Source organism: Streptomyces griseoloalbus (assembly GCA_014650015.1).
Lineage (GTDB): Bacteria > Actinomycetota > Actinomycetes > Streptomycetales > Streptomycetaceae > Streptomyces > Streptomyces griseoloalbus.
This window is the reverse complement of the sequence record BMUD01000009.1, coordinates 45507-64428: the sequence shown is the minus strand read 5'-3', so window position 1 is coordinate 64428 and position 18922 is coordinate 45507. Positions and strand designations below refer to the sequence as shown.

Here is an 18922-nt window from a genome sequence, read left to right as displayed (position 1 = left end):
CGTGCACCCGACCGGAGGAGAACCGCAGTGGCCGACCACCCCGTTGACGAGAAACTCCCCGCGCTCAAGATGGCGACGACCGGCCTGCAGCATGTGGCCGCCATGTACGCGGGGGTCGTCGCCCCACCCCTGATCGTCGGCGCGGCCATCGGCCTCACCGGCACCGAACTCACCTTCCTCACCGGCGCCTGCCTGTTCACCGCGGGCCTCGCCACCCTCCTGCAGACCCTCGGCATCTGGAAGATCGGCGCCCGGCTGCCCTTCGTCAACGGCGTCACCTTCGCCGGTGTCGCCCCGATGACCGCGATCGTCGCCTCCACCGGCGACAGGAACGACGCCCTGCCGGTCATCTTCGGCGCGGTGATCGTCGCCGGCCTCCTCGGCTTCCTCGCGGCGCCGTTCTTCGGCAAGGCGATCCGCTTCTTCCCGCCGGTCGTCACCGGCACCGTGATCACCCTCATCGGTGTCTCGCTGCTGCCGGTCGCCTTCGGCTGGGCCCAGGGCGCCAGTCCCTCGGCGGACGACTTCGGCTCGGCGACCAACCTGGGCCTCGCCGGCGCCACCCTCGTGATGGTCCTGCTGCTGCGCCGCTTCACCCGCGGCTTCGTCAAGCAGATCGCCGTCCTGCTCGGCCTGGTGGGCGGCACGCTCCTCGCGATCCCGTTCGGCGTCACCGACTTCTCGCCGGTCGCGGCGGCGGACCTCGTCGGCTTCCCGGCGCCGTTCCACTTCGGCGCACCCCAGTTCCAGCTCGCCGCGATCATCTCGCTGTGCGTGGTGATGGTGGTCTCCATGACCGAGTCCACCGCCGACATGCTGGCGCTGGGCGAGATCGTCGACCGCCCGGCGGACGAGAGGACCATCGCGGCCGGCCTGCGCGCCGACACCCTCGGCTCCGCCCTCAGCCCGCTGTTCAACGGCTTCATGTGCAGCGCCTTCGCGCAGAACATCGGTCTGGTCGCGATGACCAGGATCCGCAGCCGGTACGTCGTCGCCACCGGCGGCGGTTTCCTCGTCCTGATGGGCCTGTGCCCGCTGGCCGCGTCGCTCATCGCCGTCGTACCGCGCCCGGTGCTCGGCGGGGCGGGAGTGGTGCTCTTCGGCTCGGTCGCGGCCAGCGGCATCCGGACCCTGGTCGGAGCCGGTCTGGAGAAGGACAACAACGTCCTGGTCGTCGCCGTCTCGCTGGCCGTCGGCATCATCCCCATCACCGCGCCGGAGTTCTACCACTCCTTCCCGCAGACGGCCCGGATCGTCCTGGACTCCGGCATCTCCACCGGCTGCGTGGCGGCGGTCCTGCTGAACCTCGTCTTCAACCACCTCGGCAACGGCAGCCGGGAGGCAGCCGACGTCACCCACCCGATGGAGGCGGGCGAGGAGATCACGGACGGGGCGAAGGCCCCGGCCACGCCATGAGGTGGGCGAACAGCTCGGCCTGCTCGATCGCGTCGTCCAGCGCATGGTGGGTGTGCCGGCGCCGCGACAGCAGCTCACGCGGCATGGTGCCCTTCGCGACCGCCCGCAGCGGCAGCCCCGCCTTGGTGGCGTACAGGGTCTTCATGTCCAGACAGCCCGAGTGCCCGAAGGGACTGGAACCGGTGAAGCGGATCAGGTACCAGTACAGGAACATCCAGTCGTACGCCGCCGGGTAACCGCACATCACCGGCTGGGCACCCGTCCCGGCCGCCTCACGCACCCAGTCGGTGAACTCGCGCAGGGCCAGGTCCGGTTCGGCGCCCTCGGTGCCGAGCCGGTCCCGGTCCAGGCCGCTCACCGCCAGCGCCTCGGGCACGAACTCCTCGCTGATCGGCCGCAGTTCCCGGTAGAACGTCCGCTCCTGAGGGTCGGCCGCCCGGAACCCGTCGGCATCCTGCACCCCGGCCACCGAGGCGCCCAGGCTCAGCATGGAGTACGGCCCCGGGATGGGCCCGTCGGCCTCGATGTCGACGGAGATGTACAGGCTGGGTTTGACACGTCGTGGAGCCATGGGACGAAAGGATCCCAGGCCGGGGCGTGCTCCGGCATCCCACATGCGCCGCCGGCCGGCCCCTCGGCCCGGCCGGCGGCGGCGGTCAGGCCGTGCGGGCCGCCGCGACCTCCTCCCGCAGGCGGGGCAGGCGGTCGTGGTAGATGCCCGGGCAGAGGGTGTCGCCGTAGTCCTTGTGGCCGTAGATCTGCGCGGAGGGGACGCCGTAGCGCGCGCACACGTACGCGCAGAGGGTCACCAGGACGTCCCACTGGGCGGTGGGCGGTACCGCGCCGTCGTGGTAGGCGCCCTCGCAGGCGATCCCGATGGCCGTGTTGTTCTGCCCGGAGGTGTGGGCGCCGAGGACGAAGTTCCTGCCGCCGGTGAGCGCCTGGAGGCTGCCGTGCCGCCCCTCGGTGATCCAGCCGCCCCGGCTGACCAGGAAGTGGTAGCCGGTGTCGACCCAGCCGTTCTTGTCCATGTGCAGGTCCTGCACCCAGTGGGCGTGCGTGTGCGCCCCGGCGCGGGAGACGTCGGAGGTGTGGGGGCTCACCGTGTGATGGATGACGAGCTTGCTCGGCCGGTACTGCAGGACGCTGATGGTCCCCCGGGGGGACCGGGCGCCCCAGGCCGCGGTGGAGTCGATGTCCGGCTCCACGGCGGCGGTGTCCCGCGCGTGCGCCGTGCCCGGCAGGGCGGTGGCGGCGGCCAGGCCGGCCGCGCCGGCGATCAGGAGGCGGCGCCTGAGGGCGTTCTCGGGATGCACGATCACTCCTCGGGGAGGGAGGCGGAGTGGGGGGAGGCGGGGGAGCCGGCGGCGGACGGCCGCAGGCTCCCCCGCGTGATCGCGTACTGCCTAGGCCGTCACGTGTTGTTGGCGAGCGCCAGGAGCCGGTCGCGGGAGCCGTTGAACTGGTTGCGGTCCACGTTGCCGGCGACACCGCTGACCGAACCGGTGCTGGTGTACTGCCACACCGTCCACGTGGGGAAGCCGCTCGGGATCGTCGGGGACGCGGCGGTCGTCCAGTGCGCCACCCACAGGGGGCTCTTGCCGTACATGCCGGTCCAGTTGCCGGTGCAGGTGTTCCACCAGCCCGCCGTCGTGTAGATCACCACGTCACGGGTGGTGCGTGACTTGTAGGTGTTGTAGAAGTCCGTGATCCAGGTGCGCATCTGAGTGGTCGACAGGCCGTAGCACATCGCCCCGTACGGGTTGTGCTCGATGTCCAGGACACCCGGGAGGGTCAGGTTGTCGCGCGACCAGCCGCCGCCGTTGTTGACGAAGTAGTTCGCCTGGGTGGCTCCGCCGGAGACGTTGGGGCGCGCGAAGTGGTAGGCGCCGCGGATCACGCCCGCGCGGTACGCGGCGGGGTAGTTGGTGTTGAAGCTCGAGTCCTTGTAGGTGCTGCCCTCGGTCGCCTTCATCCAGGCGAACTGGATGCCCGCGCCCCGCACCGAGGTCCAGTTGACGGACCCCTGCCAGTGCGAGACGTCGATGCCCTGGACGCCGTCGGTCGGGGCCATGATGCCCATCGACGGCTCCCCGGCGGGGGAGCCCTCGTGGAGACGGGTGCCCGCACCCATGTACGCCTCGCCCGGCTCGATCTCGACGCGGTCCCGGTCGGGCTGGGGCGCGGCGGTCGCGCCGCTCGCGGTGGTGGCCGTCAGGGCGAGGGCGGCGCCCAGGACGCCCAGCGCCGTGGCCACCCGTCTGCGGGTGCCGGCCAAGCGGGTGGGGAGATGGAACATGACTGCCTCCTGACACATGTGGGGATGAGCGAAGGAGGTGACGTCGGCCGCTGCCACCTGGCAGTTCCGTACTTTTTGACGTGCGCGCGTCATTAGTTACGCACGTAGACTCTACGCGTGTAAAGAGCCTTCGTTTCTCTCTGGTGGTCTGGTCCATTGCAGGACCGGATGGCCTGGAGACTTGGGCTCCGGGCGGCGGAAACTTTCACGGCGTGAAACCTGAGCCGGGCTCCGGTTGTGCTCCGGGCGGGCCGGCCGGTACGCAAGTGACCTGCGGTAGTGGGCCTTCGGGACCGCAGGCCGACCTCGCCCTGCGCAACCTGGAGCGCGAGGGACTGGTCAGCCGTACCGTCCACGCGACGGTGGAGCCGAAGGCGGAGTAGGAACTCACGGCGACGGCCCGCGAGTTGCACGAGACCCTGCCGCGGCTGACGGACTGGGCCGCACGTCATCGGGTCCGCATCGCCGAGTCGCGGGCGGCCTGTGACACCGAGCACTCCCGCGAGCCGGCCGACGCGCGGGTACTACAGCCCGAACAGGCCCGGGTCCTTCGCCAGGTCCCGGAAGACCTCCTGGGGGTTCGGCACGAGCTTGCGCTGCTCGAGGTCCAGCAGGCCGCCGACCGCCGTGATCTCGGCCGCCACCGTGCCGTCGGACTTGGTGATGGTCTGCTCGATACGGAAGACCTTGCCGCCGCCCCAGGTGAAGGCGCAGCTCACGTCGACCTCGTCGCCGGCGAGCAGTTCGCGCCTGTAGCGGATGGTGGTCTCCAGGGCGACCGGTCCCACGCCCTGGGAGATGAGGCCGGACTGGGTGATCCCCGCCTCCTGGAGCAGCGACCAGCGCGCGTGCTCCGCGTAGTTGAGATACACGGCCTGGTTGAGGTGGCCCTGCACGTCGGTCTCGTATCCGCGCACGGTCACACGGACGGAAAACGGCTCGCTCACTGCGTTCCCTTCACGCCTGCTCGGTTCGGTGCCCTGCGCACCGATCGTGGCACGTCCCTCACACCCGGCGGGGGGAGGCCAGCAGATAGCGTGCCCGGGTGCGGGGTTCCGTGTACGCACCGACCTGCCAGCCGCTCCGCTCCAGTGTGGCCGCCGAGGCCCGCAGCGTCTCTGCGTCCGGTGCGTGCACGGCGACCGCCTCCGGCTGCGGGGTCTCCCGCACGCGGTAACCGCCCTCGCCGTCCGGGCCGGCCGGGCGGTGTCCGGCGGCCTCCAGGGCGAGCGCGGCGGCCCGCACCAGATGCGAGCGCTCCCAGCCACAGGGCCGGTCCGTGGCACCGTCGGGGTTGGTCATCCGGCGCAGCTCCAGCATGCCCTGCCAGGCACCGCGCACCTCCCGGAGCCGGGCGGGGCCGGACTCCGGCGCGGGGTCCTCGCCGCCGGCCCGCGCGGCGAACACACCGGCCGCGGCAGTCCGCTCCGCCGCCACCGCGCCGGGCTCCGCCTCCGCGCCGGGCTCCGCCTCCGCGCCGGGCTCCGCCTCCGCGCCGGGCTCCGCCTCCGTACCCGGCCCCTCCTCCGCCTCCCGTATCCGATGCCCTGCCGGCGTCAGGAAGTGATCGTGCGGCGGCCGCGCATGCCGGAAGGCGAGCCCGCGTTTCACCAGCGCGGCGAGCTGCGCCCGCGTCCCCCGCAGCCGCCCGGTGACGGGGTCGGCCGCCTCGATGACCCGCCGCTGCGCGGCGGTCGGCGGTCGGGTCACACCACGCTCCTCTCCCGTGCCGTCTCCTGCTGCGCACAGTACGCCGGGGCACCGACAGCGGGGCAGCCTATGGCCTGTCTGGCCATTCCCGCCTGTCTCGCGACGCCATGCACGCACTCTCGCCGCACCGGGCGCGGAGCCGAGTACATCCCGTACGAGGCTCTGCGCCCGGCACGCCGAGAGCACGCACCTGACGCCGCGAGGCCGCCCTGCGGGCGACGACGCGCATTGTCAGACCGGCCCTAGGGATGTCGGAACGAGGCCAGGGTCTGGCGGGCGCGGGCCGACCAGGCGGCCGCCTGCGCGGGGACGGCGGCGGCGAGCCGGCCGTCCAGCTCGCGCATCGTGTGCGCGGACCCGTCGTCGTCACCCCGGAAGGCCTGCCAGGACGCCAACGCCACATGCGCGTCGACCCACAGCGGGAGGTGATCCAGCCGCCCGCGGTCCCGCACCAGGACCCGCCCGTGGGCGATCGCCAGCCGGAACCCGCGGTCGGCCGCGCCGCCGCGGCCGCAGCGCATCGCGGTCACGCCGGACAACAGCCCCGTCACCATGCCCGCCTCGAACACCGTGTCCCGCGGGTGCCTGTCCGCCAGCCACAGCAGGCTGCCGCACAGGTCCTCCAGGGCCTGCGACACCTGGGCCGGCTCCATGACGGACCTCGACCCCGAGACCAGCTCGTCGCGCTCGCGGGCGAGATCGGCGAGCAGGCGTTCCAGATGCCGCGGCTTCACGGTCCGTACCTTCGCCAGGTCGGCGAGCCGGTGGTCCAGGCCCCGCAGCAGCAGCGCGTTGGGGTCGGCACCCAGGGAGGCCGCCGTGTTCACGGCCTGTGCCGGGAGCAGGCGCTGCCACGGATACGCGGTCTGCTCGGCGAAGTGCCGGCGCATCGCCTCCACCTCGTGGGCCGCGCCGTCGAGATCGCCGGACCGCTGGAGTGCGACGGACAGGGCCCCGCGCAGCCGGGCCGCCTCGCTCACCAGGTCGTCGCGTCCGGCGTCGATCAGGCTGCGGTAGTCCCGCAGCGCCTGGCGGGCCGGCTCCTTCGCCTCGTCGACATGGCCGAGCTGCAGCAGGGCGTTGGCCCGGCGCTGGCGGGCGCCCGCGACATCGTTCAGGGACGCCTCACCGCGCGCGACCAGGGACTCCACCGCCGCGGCGATGTCATCGACGACCGCCAGCGCCTCCTCGTACAGTCCCAGGTTGCCCAGTGAGGCGTTGAGCGTCTGCAGGCACTGCACCCGGACGTGCTCCTCCTGAGGGGTGCTCGGCATGCCCAGCACCTCGAGCGCGGCCCGCGCCTCGCGGCACGCGGCATCGGGGTCACCCGACCTGCGGTGCAGCACGGCCCGCCCGTTGCGGATCAGCGTCGCGACCAGGCGGGCGCCCGAGCCCGTCCCGGGCGCCGTCCCCAGTACCCGTTCGGCCTCGTCCAACTCCCGTGCCGCCGCGGCTCCTTCACCCGCGTCGATGAGCGCGTCGGCGACTTTGTGCCGGGCGTCGGCCCGTTCGACCGCCCAGGCGCTGCGGCCGTCCGTGGCGCTGAGCCGGTCCCACACCTCGACGGCCCGCCGGGCGAGGGCGACGGCGGCGGCCGGGTCCCCGAGGCCCCGCACGAGCGTCGACTCGTGGTCGTGCGCCTGCGCGAGAAACCGGGTGTACTCCAGCCGGCCGTCCCGCAGTACCGCGTCCTCCAGCACGGCGCGGGCCGACCGGTACGAGGCGAGGGCCTCCTGCGGGTGCCCGGCGTGTTCGTGTCCCAGGCCGGACAGCAGCAGGGCCCGTCCCAGGTCCCCGGCCACCTCGTGCCGGCCGCTCTCCCGCACCAGCGGCTCGTACAGTTCGATCGCCTTCCGGGCGTACCGGGCCGCGTCCTGTGTGCCGTCGGCGGTGATCGCCCGGTTGAGGCGCAGGATGGCCCGGACGGCGTCGAGATCGGCCCGGCCCGGCGCGGCGGCGGCCTCGATCATCGCCTCGGCCCGCTCCCACACGGCGGTCGCCTCGCCCGGCCGTCCCGCCTCCTCCAGCGCCGCGGCCCGGCCGGCGAGCGCCAGGGCCAGGCCCTCGTCGTCACCGGCGACGGTCATGGCCCGGACGGCCTGTTCGGCCAGCGGGATCCGTTCGTGCGGATCGCCGACGGCGTTCGCCTTCGTCCCCAGGGCCATGCCCCGGACCCGGGCGGCCTCCACCGGATCAGGGAGCGCGGTCGCCGCGTCGAGGACCTGATCGCAGATCGCCACCGACTCACCGGCGGATCCCGACAGCCGCAGGACGATGGCGAGCGAGTGCAGCACCGTGAGCCGCAGCCAGAGGGCGTGCTCGAAGTCCGGTCCCGCCAGGCGCTCCAGCTCCTCCAGGGCCCGGGCACTCGAGCGGTACGCCTCGACGGCTCCGGACAGGTCGTTGAGGCTGTGCCGTACCCGGCCCGACTCGGCGGTCACCCGTGCCCGCAGGAGCCGCACCGGGACTTCGGGGTCCCGCACGGTGTCGAGGACCCGGGCCGCCTCGGTGAGCGCCCGCAGATCCTCCATGGACTGCGAGGCCCGGCTGCCGTGCCCGCTCGGCCAGAACCGCACCGCCTCCCCGGGGTCCCGGCCGGCGGCGTCGTAGGCGGCACCGAGCAGTTCCCGGGGATCCTGCCAGGCGGACCCACCGGGCATCCGCCGTTCGAAGCCGCCCTTCAGGGAGGGCCGCGGCAGGGCGGGCGGCGGATCACCGGGCAGCGGGATCCCGCACTCCCGCACGGCGGTCCGCACCAGGCTGTCCGCCGCGTCCCGCAGCGACTCGGGACGCTGGCGCGGATCGGTCCGGAAACAGGCCCGCAGCAGCGCGGCCACCCCGTCGGGCATGGCGACCGGGCCGGCCGCACCGTCGCGCTGTGCCTCCAGGAACGCCTCCAGCGCGGCACCGGCGACGGTCCCCGACGGCCAGGTACGCCCGCCGGTGAACATCTCCAGCACGGTGACGGCCCAGCTCCACAGATCGGCGGGCCGGGTCAGCGGGCGTCCCTCGGCCTGTTCCGGGGAGGTGTAGCCGGGGGTGACGCCCTCCGCGACCGCGCTCGGCGGCGGCGCCTCCTGCGCGCGCGCCTCCGCCAGCGTCTGCCGCAGCACGGTCTTGAGCACCTCGCTGGTCGCGGCGTCGATGCCGTCACCCTCGCGGGCGAGGAAATCCAGGGCGAACTCCGTGCCGATGATCTCCTTGTCGTCCCGCTCGCCGCCCGCCGCGAGCCCGAAGTCGGTGATGCGCGCGCCGCCGTCCTCGGTGAGCAGGACGTTGCCGGGTTTGGTGTCGAGGTGGAGCAGCCCGTGGGCGTGCGCGGCGTCCAGCCCCCAGGCGGCCTCCACGGCGATGCGCAGCACAGTGCGCAGGACCTCGCCCGGGGTGCCCGCGTACAGCCGTCCGTCCGAGATCCAGTCCGCCAGGGACCCTCCGGCGACGTACTCGCTGAACACCGCCAGCTGGTTCCCCACGCTGCGGGTGAAGTGGCAGGGGGTGATGTGCGGATGCGGCGGCAGCCCGATCCAGCGCTGCGCCTCGGTGAGGAACCGCCCCTGCTCCACCGGGTCGGCGCGGTGCACGCGCTTGATCGCGTACCGGTCGCCGGTGCGCCGGCTCACCGCCAGCACGACCGCGCCGAATCCGCCGCTGCCCAGGGCGCGTTCGACGACGAACTCGCCCAGGACCGTCGCTCCCGTCCGCCAGCCGGTGTCGTCCCCCCTCGGGGAACGGTCTCCGGACGACGGCCAGGAGCGTGAGCTGTGCGCCGGCATGAGACGGATCCTTCCGGGAGGAAGCGGTGGGGAGGGCGGCAGCGGCGTCCCCGGTGTCCGGGACTACACCGCCGCCAGGGCCGACCGGAGGGCGGCGGCGGTGGGGAAGCGGATGTGCGGTGTGTCGGTCAGGGCGTCGTCGACCAGGCGGGCCAGGCGCGGGGGGACGCCCGGCGCCCGCTGTGACAGCGGGACGGGCGCGCTGTGCCAGGCGGTCAGCCAGGGGTCGCGGTCGGGTGGGAAGTCCCGCGGGGTGCGGCCTCCGCTCAGCACGAAGTACAGGGACGCCGCGACCGCCCAGACGTCCACGTCGGGCCGGGCGTACTTGAAGTTGACGACCTGCTGCCGGGGCATGAAGGCCGGTGTCCCCGCCGACGCGCCCGTACGGGTCAGCCCGCTCGCCCCGGCCAGCTCGTACGACTTGGCCAGTCCGAAGTCCGCGATCTTCACCTCCGGCGCCGACGGATCGCCCGTCAGCAGAAGGTTGTGCGGCTTGATGTCACGGTGGACCACACCCGTGACGCGGACCGGCCTGCCCTCGGCGTCGACGGCCTCCAGGGGCGCCGTGTGCGCGTGGTGCAGACCGTCGAGCACGTCGAGGAACAGGGCGACCGCCGCGTCCGGGCCGAGCGGCCCGGCGTGGCGCACCCGCTCCTCCAGGCTGCCGCCCTCGCACAGCTCCATCACCAGGAAGTACCGCCCGTCGGCGTACCCGCAGGCATGGGTGCGCACCACATGGGGGTGGACGAGCGCCTCGGCGGTACGCAGCTCCCGCAGGACGCGCGGGTCCCCGCCCGGAGGATGCGAAGCGGCGTCCTGGCGCAGGACCTTCACGGCGCACCGCTCGCCGCCGGCCCGGTCGACGGCGCTGTAGACGGTGCCCATCCCGCCCCGGCCCAGCCGCGGGCCGATCGCCCAGCGGTCCATGAGCAGCGTCCGGTTTCGGGTGCCCATCGGCGCTCTCCCCGTGTTCGCGCGGATCGGAACGGACCCTGTGATCCATGTCACCCTCGTATAGTAGGGGGATGCGCCCGAACGGGGACGGTTTGCGCCCCAAGTCGCCCAACGGGGTGATGTGGTGCGGTAGTTGTGTCGCTCCAAGGAGGACCGCGATGTCCAAGGACCACTCCGTGGATCCGTTCAGTACGTTTCTCGACGCGACGAGCCGTCGGTCCCCGTCCGCGCAGGTGCCGTCCGGGGCCGCCCGTCCCACGGACGCGCTGCCGCCCCACGCGGCGCGGGTGGTGCGCGCCCTCGACGGCAGGCCGCGCACCGCGGTCGGCGAGCTGCGGTCCGAACTCGGGTTCACCACGCTCCAGATCGCGGAGGCGGTCGAGGTGCTGCGGCGCCTGGAGCTGATCGAGGTGATCCCCGAGGGCACCGACGAGGCGCTGGAACTGACCGCCGCCGGGCGGCGGTTCGCCGAGGGATCCCGGTAGTCCGTACGACGGCGCAGGACCGGTTCGGGAACGCGACAGGCGGGAGGACACCAGGTGCAGGGATTCGTCGCGGCGGGCGTGCTGGGGGCGCTGGTGGGCACGGCCGAGCTGATGTCGCGCTACCGCGACCGCCCGTCGGCCCTGCTGGGTGTCGCCAGCGCCTGGTTCTACGTCCTGCTCAACGCGGCGGCGAGCGGCGGCGTCCTGTGGCTCATCCGGGCCTTCGGCTGGCGGTTCGGGGCCACGTCCCCCGACCAGACGGCGGCCCTCCAGGTGCTCGTCGCCGGACTGGCCGCGCTGGCACTGTTCCGCAGCTCGCTGTTCAACGTCCGCATCGGGGACCAGGAGGTCGGCGTCGGTCCCAACCTCATCCTCGCGATGCTGCTGGGGGTGGCCGACCGGGGTGTGGACCGGGTGCGCGCCAAGGACCGCTCCCAGCAGGTCACCCGCATCATGCGCGGGGTGCGGTTCGAGCGCGCCCGCGTCGCCCTGCCCGCCTTCTGCCTGGCCCTGCTGCAGAACCTGCCCGAGCAGGAGCAGCAGGACCTGGCCACCGCGGTGGAGTCGCTGGCCGCGAGCGGGATGACGGACACGCAGAAGTCGTACGCGCTCGGCCTGTTGCTGATCAACATCGTCGGCCCGGACGTACTGGACGGCGCGGTGACCGCGCTGGGGGAGGAGATCGGGGAACCGGTTCCGTCGCCCGGACCACCGCGGCCCCAGGGCCGCCCCGACATCGAACCGCTCACCGCCTGACCGCTGAGGGGCGGTGAGCGGCGGCGTACGGGACGGAGGCGGCCCACCGCTGGGGGCCGAAGGCGAAACGGACGCGCTCGCCCCGCCGGTGGTTCGCTCCGGTCCGGGTGCTCGTACCGGGCCGGTGGCCAGTGGGGACGTGGGCGGAGGATGCGGCGGCGGCCGACTCATGGTCGGTCGCTACTGCCGGTATCCGCTCAGGAAGCGGCCGATCCGGCCGATCGCCGCCTCCAGGTCGTCGGCGTGGGGGAGGGTGAGGATGCGGAAGTGGTCGGGGGAGGGCCAGTTGAAGCCGGTGCCCTGGACCACCTGGATCTTCTCCTGCAGCAGCAGGTCCAGGACGAACCTCTCGTCGTCGTGGATCCTGTGCACGGACGGATCGATGCGCGGGAACGCGTACAGCGCGCCCTTCGGCTTCACACAGCTCACGCCGGGGATCTCGTTCAGCTTCTCCCAGGCCACGTCGCGCTGTTCGCGCAGCCGGCCGCCGGGCGCGGTCAGCTCGCGGATGGACTGCCGGCCGCCGAGCGCGGCCTGGATGGCGTACTGGGCGGGGGTGTTGGCGCACAGGCGCATGGAGGCCAGCATGGTCAGGCCCTCCACGTAGTCCTTCGCGTGCTGCTTCGGCCCGGTGACCACCAGCCAGCCGGACCGGAACCCGGCTACCCGGTAGGTCTTGGACAGTCCGCAGAAGGTGAGGACCACCAGGTCGGGGGCGAGGGCCGCGGCCGAGTGGTGCACGGCGTCGTCGTACAGGATCTGGTCGTAGATCTCGTCGGCGAGGACCATGAGGCCGTGCCGGCGGGCCAGGTCGAGGATGCCCTCGACGACCTCCTTCGGATACACCGCGCCGGTGGGGTTGTTGGGGTTGATGATGACCACGGCCTTCGTGCGGTCCGTGATCTTCGCCGCCATGTCGTCCAGGTCGGGGTACCAGTCGGCCTGCTCGTCGCACAGGTAGTGGACCGCCTTGCCGCCGGCGAGGGTCGTCACCGCGGTCCAGAGCGGGAAGTCCGGCGCGGGAATGAGGATCTCGTCGCCGTCCTCCAGCAGGGCCTGCACGGCCATCGACACCAGCTCCGAGACGCCGTTGCCGAGGAAGACGTCGTCCACGTCGACCTCCAGGCCCAGGGTCTGGTAGCGCTGCGCCACCGCCCGGCGGGCGGAGAGGACGCCCCGCGAGTCGGTGTAGCCGTGCGCCTGCGGGAGCATCCGGATCATGTCCTGGAGGATCTCCTCCGGCGCCTCGAAACCGAACAGGGCCGGATTGCCGGTGTTCAGGCGCAGCACGCTGTGCCCCGCCTCCTCCAGCGCGTTGGCGTGCTCGATGACCGGACCGCGGATCTCGTAACAGACCTCGCTGAGCTTGCTCGACTGCCGGAACTCCATGCGTGCCCCTCCGGTTTCTGGTGTTGCTTGGTTTTACCAAGTGGGAGCTTGGAAAGTCCAACAACATGTCTAGACTGCGTCGCATGTCACCTCGCCGAAGCTACGACCAGTACTGTTCCGCCGCCCGCGCGCTAGACGCCGTCGGCGACCGCTGGACCCTGCTGATCGTCCGGGAGCTCCTCGCCGGCCCGCGCCGCTACACCGACCTGCACGCGGACCTGCCCGGCGTCAGCACGGACGTACTGGCCTCACGGCTGAAGGACATGGAGCGCGACGCTCTCACCACCCGGCGGCGCCTGCCCCCGCCCGGCGCGGCCTACGTCTACGAACTCACCGCGCGCGGACGCGCGTTGCTGCCCGTGCTCCAGGCCCTCGGCGCGTGGGGCGAGGACGACCTGGGCGAGCGGCGCCCCACGGACGCGGTACGGGCCCACTGGTTCGCCCTGCCCCTGCTGCGGGCCCTGGACGGCGTGGGCCAGGGCCTGGTCGAAGTCCGCCTGGAGGAGGGGCGGTTCCACCTGCACGTCGGCACGGAGGACGGGCCCGTGTACGGCGACGGACCGGCCCCCGCAGAGCCCGACGCCCTGCTGTCCCTGGACACCGGGACGTGTACGGCGATCAGCCGCGGCGAACTGGCCCTGCCCGGCGCGGTGCGCGCCGGGCGGGTCGGGGTGAGCGGAGACGGCACGTTCGCCAAGGCCCTCCGGGAGATGTGACACGAACGGCGGAAAACCCGCACCGGGCGGGTCTTCCGCAGACCGTGTCACGCGTGCGGCGGCACCCCGGGCGGACGCCCGGAACCCCGGGTCAGCCGGTACCCGGCGACACCCGCCAGGGCGGCCAGCGCGCCGCCCGCCGCCGTCCACAGCCAGCGGTCGGACCACCAGCCCGAGGCCCAGCCGTCCTCGGGTTCCAGGCCGGCCAGCACGGCGGTGGGCGAGTCGTCGTCCTCCGCCAAGTCGGTCCCGACCGGGGTCGCGATGCCCGGCACCAGCGGCTGCGCCAGCGCGCCGTCCACCGCCGCCGCGCCACCCATATCCCGGGAGTCGACCCGCAGTTCGGCGCCCACCGGCTGGCCCAGGTCGGCCGTCGCCACCCGCAGCGCCGTGAGCCGGACGTAGTACGTGCCCGGCAGCGGGTCGTCGGCCCACGGCTCCGACCAGGCGCGCACCGTGCGCAGCACGCACTCCAGCTCCACCGAGGCCGTGTCCGCCCCGGCGGTGCGGGTCTGCGCGCCGTACTGGCAGGCCTGGCGGCGGCGCAGACCGTCGTACACATCGATCTGCCAGGTCTCGGCCGCGTGGCTCTCCGGCAGCCTCACCGTCGCGCGGACGGTGGGGCGCTGCCCGGCGTCCGCCGGGAACGACCAGTACAGGTAGTCGCCCGTGGACGCGCGCGCGGTGGCGGTCTGCCCCTGTTCGACCTCCGTCGCGGTACGGAACGAGGTGCCCGCGCGGGTGGGCGCCCCGTCCTCCTCGGACGCGCTCGGGGAGGGCGAGGAGTCGGCCGCGGCGGGCGCGGCGGCGAGCCCGAGCGTCAGCAGGGCGGTGCCCAGCACACGGATGACGCGCATCAGTTGGTCCTCCAGACAGCGACCCGCCAGCGTGACAGCCAGCCCCAGACGAGACCGGCGAGGAAGCCGGTGAGGATCAGCGCGCCGAGCAGCCACCAGCCCCGGCCCAGACCGAACGAGGCCACGTCGCTCGACCCGTCCGGACCCTCCACCACGTCGACGGTCAGTTCCAGCGGAAGACCGGGCGTGGTCTTCACCCCGGAGTCCGCCGAGAAGGAGTTGGTCACCACCAGGCACACGACCTCGGCCGCCGGCTTGTCGCCGTCGCCGTCCTCGCCCTCCCGCTCGGGCTCGGGGTGGCGCAGTCCGGTGGACAGCACATCCGTACGGCCGTTGCCGGTCGCCTCGCCGCGCACGGTCTCGCGGCCGTGCACCGTGACGGCCCGCAGCAGCACGCCGTAGTCCGGGCGTACGGCCCGGTCCGCGGCCACACTCACCGAGGCGCGCAACTCCTGCCCCGGCAGCACCTCCACGCGGTACCAGCGCTGCTGCCCGAACTCCTCGCGGTCGGTGTACAGACCGGACTGCAGCACGGGCGCCCGGTCGCACGAGTCGGCGCCCTCCGTGGCCACCGGGGTCACCACCGGCTCGGCCGCGCGGTCCACCAACTCGTTCACCCGGTCGGTGAGTTCGTCCTGGTGCTCGACCGAGGTGTAGGTCCCGCCGGTCGCCTCGGCGATGCAGCTGAGCTGCCGGCTCATCTTGACGTTCGGCACCAGGCCCAGGGTGTCGATGGTGAGGCCGATGCCCTTGGCCGCGATCTCCCGGGCCACCTCGCACGGGTCGAGCGGGGCGCAGGTGTCCTCGCCGTCGCTGATCAGCACGATGCGCTTGGAGCCGTCGCCGCCGTCGAGGTCGCCGGCCGCCTTCAGCAGCGCGGGGCCGATCGGCGTCCAGCCCGTCGGGACGAGCGTGGCCACCGCCGTCTTGGCCTCGGTGCGGTCCAGCGGGCCGACCGGGTAGAGCTGCGCGGTGTCCTTGCAGCCCTCCTTGCGGTCGTCGCCGGCGTAGTCGGCGCCGAGGGTCCGGATGCCGAGCCGAACCTCCTCCGGCGTCGCGTCCAGCACCTCGTTGAACGCCTGTTTCGCCGCCGCCATCCGGGACCGGCCGTCGATGTCCCGGGCCCGCATCGAGCCGCTCACATCGAGGACGAGGTTCACCTTGGGCGCGTCCTGGCCCGTGGGTTCACCGGCGGCCGCCCCGGCCGGGAAGGCGAGCCCGGCCGTCAGTGCGGCGAGCAGGGCGCAGACGCCTGCCACCGGCCGTTTTCTTCTGATCATCGGCGGATCCTATTGATCAGGGGTGCCGGGCTCCAAAACGGTCCGTCACATGGTCGCCTCGTGCAGCGGATTGGGGAGCTCCGCCCATTGGTCCCCGGCCGTCCGAGGTGACAGCCGCATCAGCGTCAGCGCCTTCGCGGGCAGCGGTGCGTCGACCAGCGCCGCCCGGTCCGGGGTGCGCGGCAGGTCCCGTCCGGCACTCTCCAGGGCCGCCCGCAGCACCGGTCCCGACCCCGCCGTCCCCGCCAGCGCGCCCGCGACCAGCGAGCCGAACAGCTTGCGCCGCAGGACGCGCTCGTCGTCCGTGACCATGCGCGCCGGCAGCTCGGGGAGCTCGATGCCGTGCCGGGCCAGCCGGGCCGGGCCGACCCGCAGATCGGCCAGGTCGCGGTAGACCAGCCGCACCGGATCACCGGCCGGCGACAGCACCACGAGCAGGTTCTGGCCGTGTGCCTCCAGGGCGACCCCCAGCTCCAGCAGCCGCATCCCGACCGTCAGGGCGAGCCGGGCGAACCGGCCCAGCCAGTCGGGGGAGCGGGGCAGCCCGGTCGTCGCCAGCGCCGCCACCGGGACCACCCGCTCCCCGTCCGCCGCGTACTCCTCGGGCGACTCGCGCAGCACCGCCGCCAGGTCGGGGGACCCGGCCGCGACCGCGCCGAGCGTGCGGGTGATGTGCAGCAGCCCGTCCGTCCGCGCCGCCACCGCCTCCCCGAAGTCCGACAGCACCGCCGACGCGGCGACCGAGCCCAGTGAGATGTCCCGCACCGAGGACGTCAGCCGGGCGCTCAGCGCCGTCTTGACATGCGGCCCGTCCGGCAGCGCGAGGGTGCGCAGCGCCATCAGCGGATGTGCGGCGAGCCGCTGTTCACCCTGCCGCTCGGCCCTGCGCTTCAGCACGTGCGCCGCCTGCCAGGGATGCACGGGTACCACCACCCGCCCCGCCTCCCGCAGCCAGTCCGGCCACACCCCCGTCACCAGGCACTCCGCGGCCGGCACCGGCACCAGCCCCAGCTCCACGACCGGCCGGTGCTCGGGCCCGTAGCCGAGCTGCTCGGCCACCGAGAAACCCGGCCGGGAACGGCAGTTGGGGTGGAACGGATGCCCGTCGACCACCCGCTGCTCCCACTCCCAGTCCCGCGCCGGCCACTCCTGCGGGTGCGCCTGCCCACCCGCCCGGGACAACGCCAACGACGCGACGCTGTGCCCGAGTTCCGCGGCGAAGACCGCCGAGTGCGGCACGGCGAGAGACGTCATCAGCCGCGCCGGATCGTCGTACGTCACCTCGTCCAGCCGTACGGCGGTGACGTACGCGCCGGTGGCATACGGATCCGCCCGCGGCCCGTGCAGCCGCCGCCCGTCCGCCAGCCGCAGGGTGAGTCCGTCACGGCGCCGGTCACGGCGGGCGATCCACGGCAGGGGTTCATGCGCCAGACCGCGCCACAGCCGGGTCAGCACGGCCGCGCGGGCGGCGGGCAGCCCGCCCGTGTACCGGGGCACGAGTCCGGGCCGTACGGCGCTCAGCTCGTCGGCGATCTCGGCCTCGGCGGTGGAGGGACGGTGCACGGGCGGACTCCTCGGGTGACGCGCAGGGTGGGACGTAGGGGCCGGACGCATCGGCTCGACGTATGGGCGGACGATGGCAGAGATACTGATCGTCCCCGCCCGGACAGACCGTAGGGAACCAGAACGCGTGGACCTCATGCCCCCGCCCGCAGCCGACGACGCGGCGAGCCGCACCGACCTCGCCGGGCGCGCCGACGCGTACGCGGCCGTGCCGCTGCTGAACTGCGTGCTGCGCGAGGTGGCCCGGCCCCTGCCCGGCCCGCAGCCCTCACCGGACGCCGACGGGCAGCGGACGTACCTCCTCCCCGGCGCGGACCGGCTGCTGCGGGTGCGCGGAACCCGGCGCCCCGCCGCGCCCGAGGTGTACACGGAGGGCGTCTGGCAGCGCGTCGGCCACACCGAGCTGGTGCGACTCGTCGCCGAGGAGCTGCGCCGGCACACCGGCCTGTCCAACCACGAACTGCCCGCCGAGATGATCGACAGCCGGGACACGGTGGCCGCGCTGCTCGCCGCCCGCGCCCGGGCCACCCCGCCCGACGACCCGTATCTGCGCTCCGAGCAGTCCCTGCTCACCGGACACACCCACCATCCCGCCCCCAAGGCGCGGGGCGGCGGCCCCGCGGCCGGCTGGCTGCCGTACGCGCCCGAGGCATACGCCCGTTTCCCGCTCACGCTGCTCGGGCTGCGCGAGGACGCGGTCGTCGAGGAGGGCGACACCGAGGCCCTCGACCGTCTGGGCACCGCCCCGCCCGGCTACCGTCTGCTGCCCGCCCACCCCTGGCAGCTGGACCTCGCGGCCCGGGACCTCGCCCCCGCCTTCGCCGACGGCCGGCTGATCCGGCTGGGCACGACCGCCTTCGAGGTGTGGCCGACGGCCGCGCTCCGCACCGTGTACGCGCCCGGACGCGATCTGTTCCTGAAGTTCAGCCTGGATGTGCGCATCACCAACGACATCCGACGGCTGTGGCGCCACGACCTGCTGACACTGCACGGGACCGACACGGCCGTGCGCTCGGCCTTCGCCGCGTTCGACGGACCGGCGGCGTGGCTGAGCGACCGGGGCCATCGCACCGCGGACTTCGCCTTCGAGCAGGTGGCCGTCGTCGTGCGCGACGGACTGCGCGGGCATCTGGCCTTCGGCGCGACCCCGTACCTGGCGGCCGCGCTGGCGGAGGGCTTCGACGGCAATCCGCTCGCCACCACCGCGCGTCCGGCCGCCTGGTGGCGGGCGTACCTGGCGCAGGTGGTGCCCCCGGCGCTGGCGGCCTTCGCCGGGCACGGCGTCGTCCTGGAGGCGCATCTGCAGAACACGCTGATCGCCGTCGACGCCGACGGCATGCCCGTGCAGGCCCTCTTCCGGGACGCCGAGGGGGTGAAACTCCTCCCGGACGCGACCCGCGCGACATCGCTGCCCCCGGTGTCCCGGGAGGCCGGCTGGGAGCGGCTGGTGTACTGCCTGGTCGTCAACCACCTCACCGAGATCGCCGCCGCCCTCGCCGAGCACCACCCCGGCCTCGACCCCTGGCCCGCCGTCCGCCACGAACTGGCCCGCCACGAGCTCCCCGAGGCCACCGCCCTGCTCACCGCGCCCACCCTCCCCGGCAAGACCAACCTCCTGTTGCGCTGGACCGGCGCGGACGGCGCGGACGCCCGCTACCGCCCGCTGCCCAATCCGCTGATCGCCGGGTGAACTCCGGTGTGCCGACGGTGGCTTCCGGCGGGGC

General features: G+C 73.6%; 16 protein-coding genes. 5 read left to right on the top strand and 11 right to left on the bottom strand.

The genetic code is table 11. The features are described 5' to 3' along the window. Positions 1-27 precede the first annotated feature (27 nt). Entirely contained in the window at positions 28-1416 is a 1389-nt protein-coding gene (locus IE178_RS15665) for a nucleobase:cation symporter-2 family protein (RefSeq protein WP_193512717.1), read from the top strand. Here the strand turns inward: IE178_RS15665 and IE178_RS15660 are convergent. From IE178_RS15660 to IE178_RS15625, 7 genes are all read right to left on the bottom strand, one after another. Next, positions 1382-1987 (bottom strand): 3'-5' exonuclease, encoded by a 606-nt coding sequence (locus tag IE178_RS15660; protein ID WP_184761371.1) that lies wholly within the window; start codon positions 1985-1987, stop codon positions 1382-1384. The genes IE178_RS15665 and IE178_RS15660 overlap by 35 nt on opposite strands. 85 nt (positions 1988-2072) lie before the next feature. Beyond that, positions 2073-2732 (bottom strand): peptidoglycan recognition protein family protein, encoded by a 660-nt coding sequence (locus tag IE178_RS15655; RefSeq protein WP_193512716.1) that lies wholly within the window; start codon positions 2730-2732, stop codon positions 2073-2075. 98 nt (positions 2733-2830) lie between these two features. Next, the gene (locus IE178_RS15650) at positions 2831-3715 is read right to left on the bottom strand and encodes a lysozyme (protein ID WP_193512715.1); all 885 of its coding nucleotides are present in this window, start codon (positions 3713-3715) and stop codon (positions 2831-2833) included. Positions 3716-4239: 524 nt separating this feature from the next. After that, positions 4240-4662 carry an acyl-CoA thioesterase gene (locus tag IE178_RS15640; protein WP_193512714.1) on the bottom strand — a complete coding sequence of 141 codons (423 nt, stop codon included), beginning with the start codon at positions 4660-4662 and terminating at the stop codon, positions 4240-4242. 58 nt (positions 4663-4720) lie between these two features. Continuing rightward, on the bottom strand, positions 4721-5425 hold the full coding sequence (locus IE178_RS15635) for a hypothetical protein (RefSeq protein WP_193512713.1): 705 nt from the start codon (positions 5423-5425) through the stop codon (positions 4721-4723). 242 nt (positions 5426-5667) lie between these two features. Beyond that, positions 5668-9198 carry a serine/threonine-protein kinase gene (locus IE178_RS35985; protein ID WP_318280078.1) on the bottom strand — a complete coding sequence of 1177 codons (3531 nt, stop codon included), beginning with the start codon at positions 9196-9198 and terminating at the stop codon, positions 5668-5670. 63 nt (positions 9199-9261) lie between these two features. After that, positions 9262-10152 carry a serine/threonine-protein kinase gene (locus IE178_RS15625; protein WP_193512712.1) on the bottom strand — a complete coding sequence of 297 codons (891 nt, stop codon included), beginning with the start codon at positions 10150-10152 and terminating at the stop codon, positions 9262-9264. A gap of 158 nt (positions 10153-10310) precedes the next feature. On the opposite strand from IE178_RS15625, the gene IE178_RS15620 reads away from it, so the two are divergent. Continuing rightward, positions 10311-10637 (top strand): hypothetical protein, encoded by a 327-nt coding sequence (locus tag IE178_RS15620; protein ID WP_193512711.1) that lies wholly within the window; start codon positions 10311-10313, stop codon positions 10635-10637. A gap of 54 nt (positions 10638-10691) precedes the next feature. Next, entirely contained in the window at positions 10692-11393 is a 702-nt protein-coding gene (locus IE178_RS15615; RefSeq protein WP_184761363.1) for a hypothetical protein, read from the top strand. 180 nt (positions 11394-11573) lie between these two features. Here the strand turns inward: IE178_RS15615 and IE178_RS15610 are convergent, their stop codons facing one another. Next, positions 11574-12782 (bottom strand): pyridoxal phosphate-dependent aminotransferase, encoded by a 1209-nt coding sequence (locus tag IE178_RS15610; protein ID WP_184761362.1) that lies wholly within the window; start codon positions 12780-12782, stop codon positions 11574-11576. A gap of 83 nt (positions 12783-12865) precedes the next feature. On the opposite strand from IE178_RS15610, the gene IE178_RS15605 reads away from it, so the two are divergent. Then, complete coding sequence (locus IE178_RS15605) at positions 12866-13498, top strand: winged helix-turn-helix transcriptional regulator (protein ID WP_193512710.1); 633 nt, start codon at positions 12866-12868, stop codon at positions 13496-13498. A gap of 47 nt (positions 13499-13545) precedes the next feature. On the opposite strand, the gene IE178_RS15600 is transcribed toward IE178_RS15605, so the two are convergent. The 3 genes from IE178_RS15600 to IE178_RS15590 are packed head-to-tail and all read right to left on the bottom strand — an operon-like array spanning position 13546 to position 17198. After that, the gene (locus IE178_RS15600) at positions 13546-14355 is read right to left on the bottom strand and encodes a hypothetical protein (protein WP_193512709.1); all 810 of its coding nucleotides are present in this window, start codon (positions 14353-14355) and stop codon (positions 13546-13548) included. After that, positions 14355-15635 (bottom strand): VWA domain-containing protein, encoded by a 1281-nt coding sequence (locus tag IE178_RS15595; RefSeq protein WP_193512708.1) that lies wholly within the window; start codon positions 15633-15635, stop codon positions 14355-14357. The genes IE178_RS15600 and IE178_RS15595 overlap by 1 nt, the downstream gene beginning before the upstream one ends. Positions 15636-15680: 45 nt before the next feature. Next, positions 15681-17198, bottom strand: coding sequence for an IucA/IucC family protein (locus IE178_RS15590; RefSeq protein ID WP_193512707.1), 1518 nt, complete (start codon positions 17196-17198; stop codon positions 15681-15683). Positions 17199-17334: 136 nt separating this feature from the next. On the opposite strand from IE178_RS15590, the gene IE178_RS15585 reads away from it, so the two are divergent. Next, complete coding sequence (locus tag IE178_RS15585; protein ID WP_193512852.1) at positions 17335-18888, top strand: IucA/IucC family protein; 1554 nt, start codon at positions 17335-17337, stop codon at positions 18886-18888. Positions 18889-18922 lie beyond the last annotated feature (34 nt).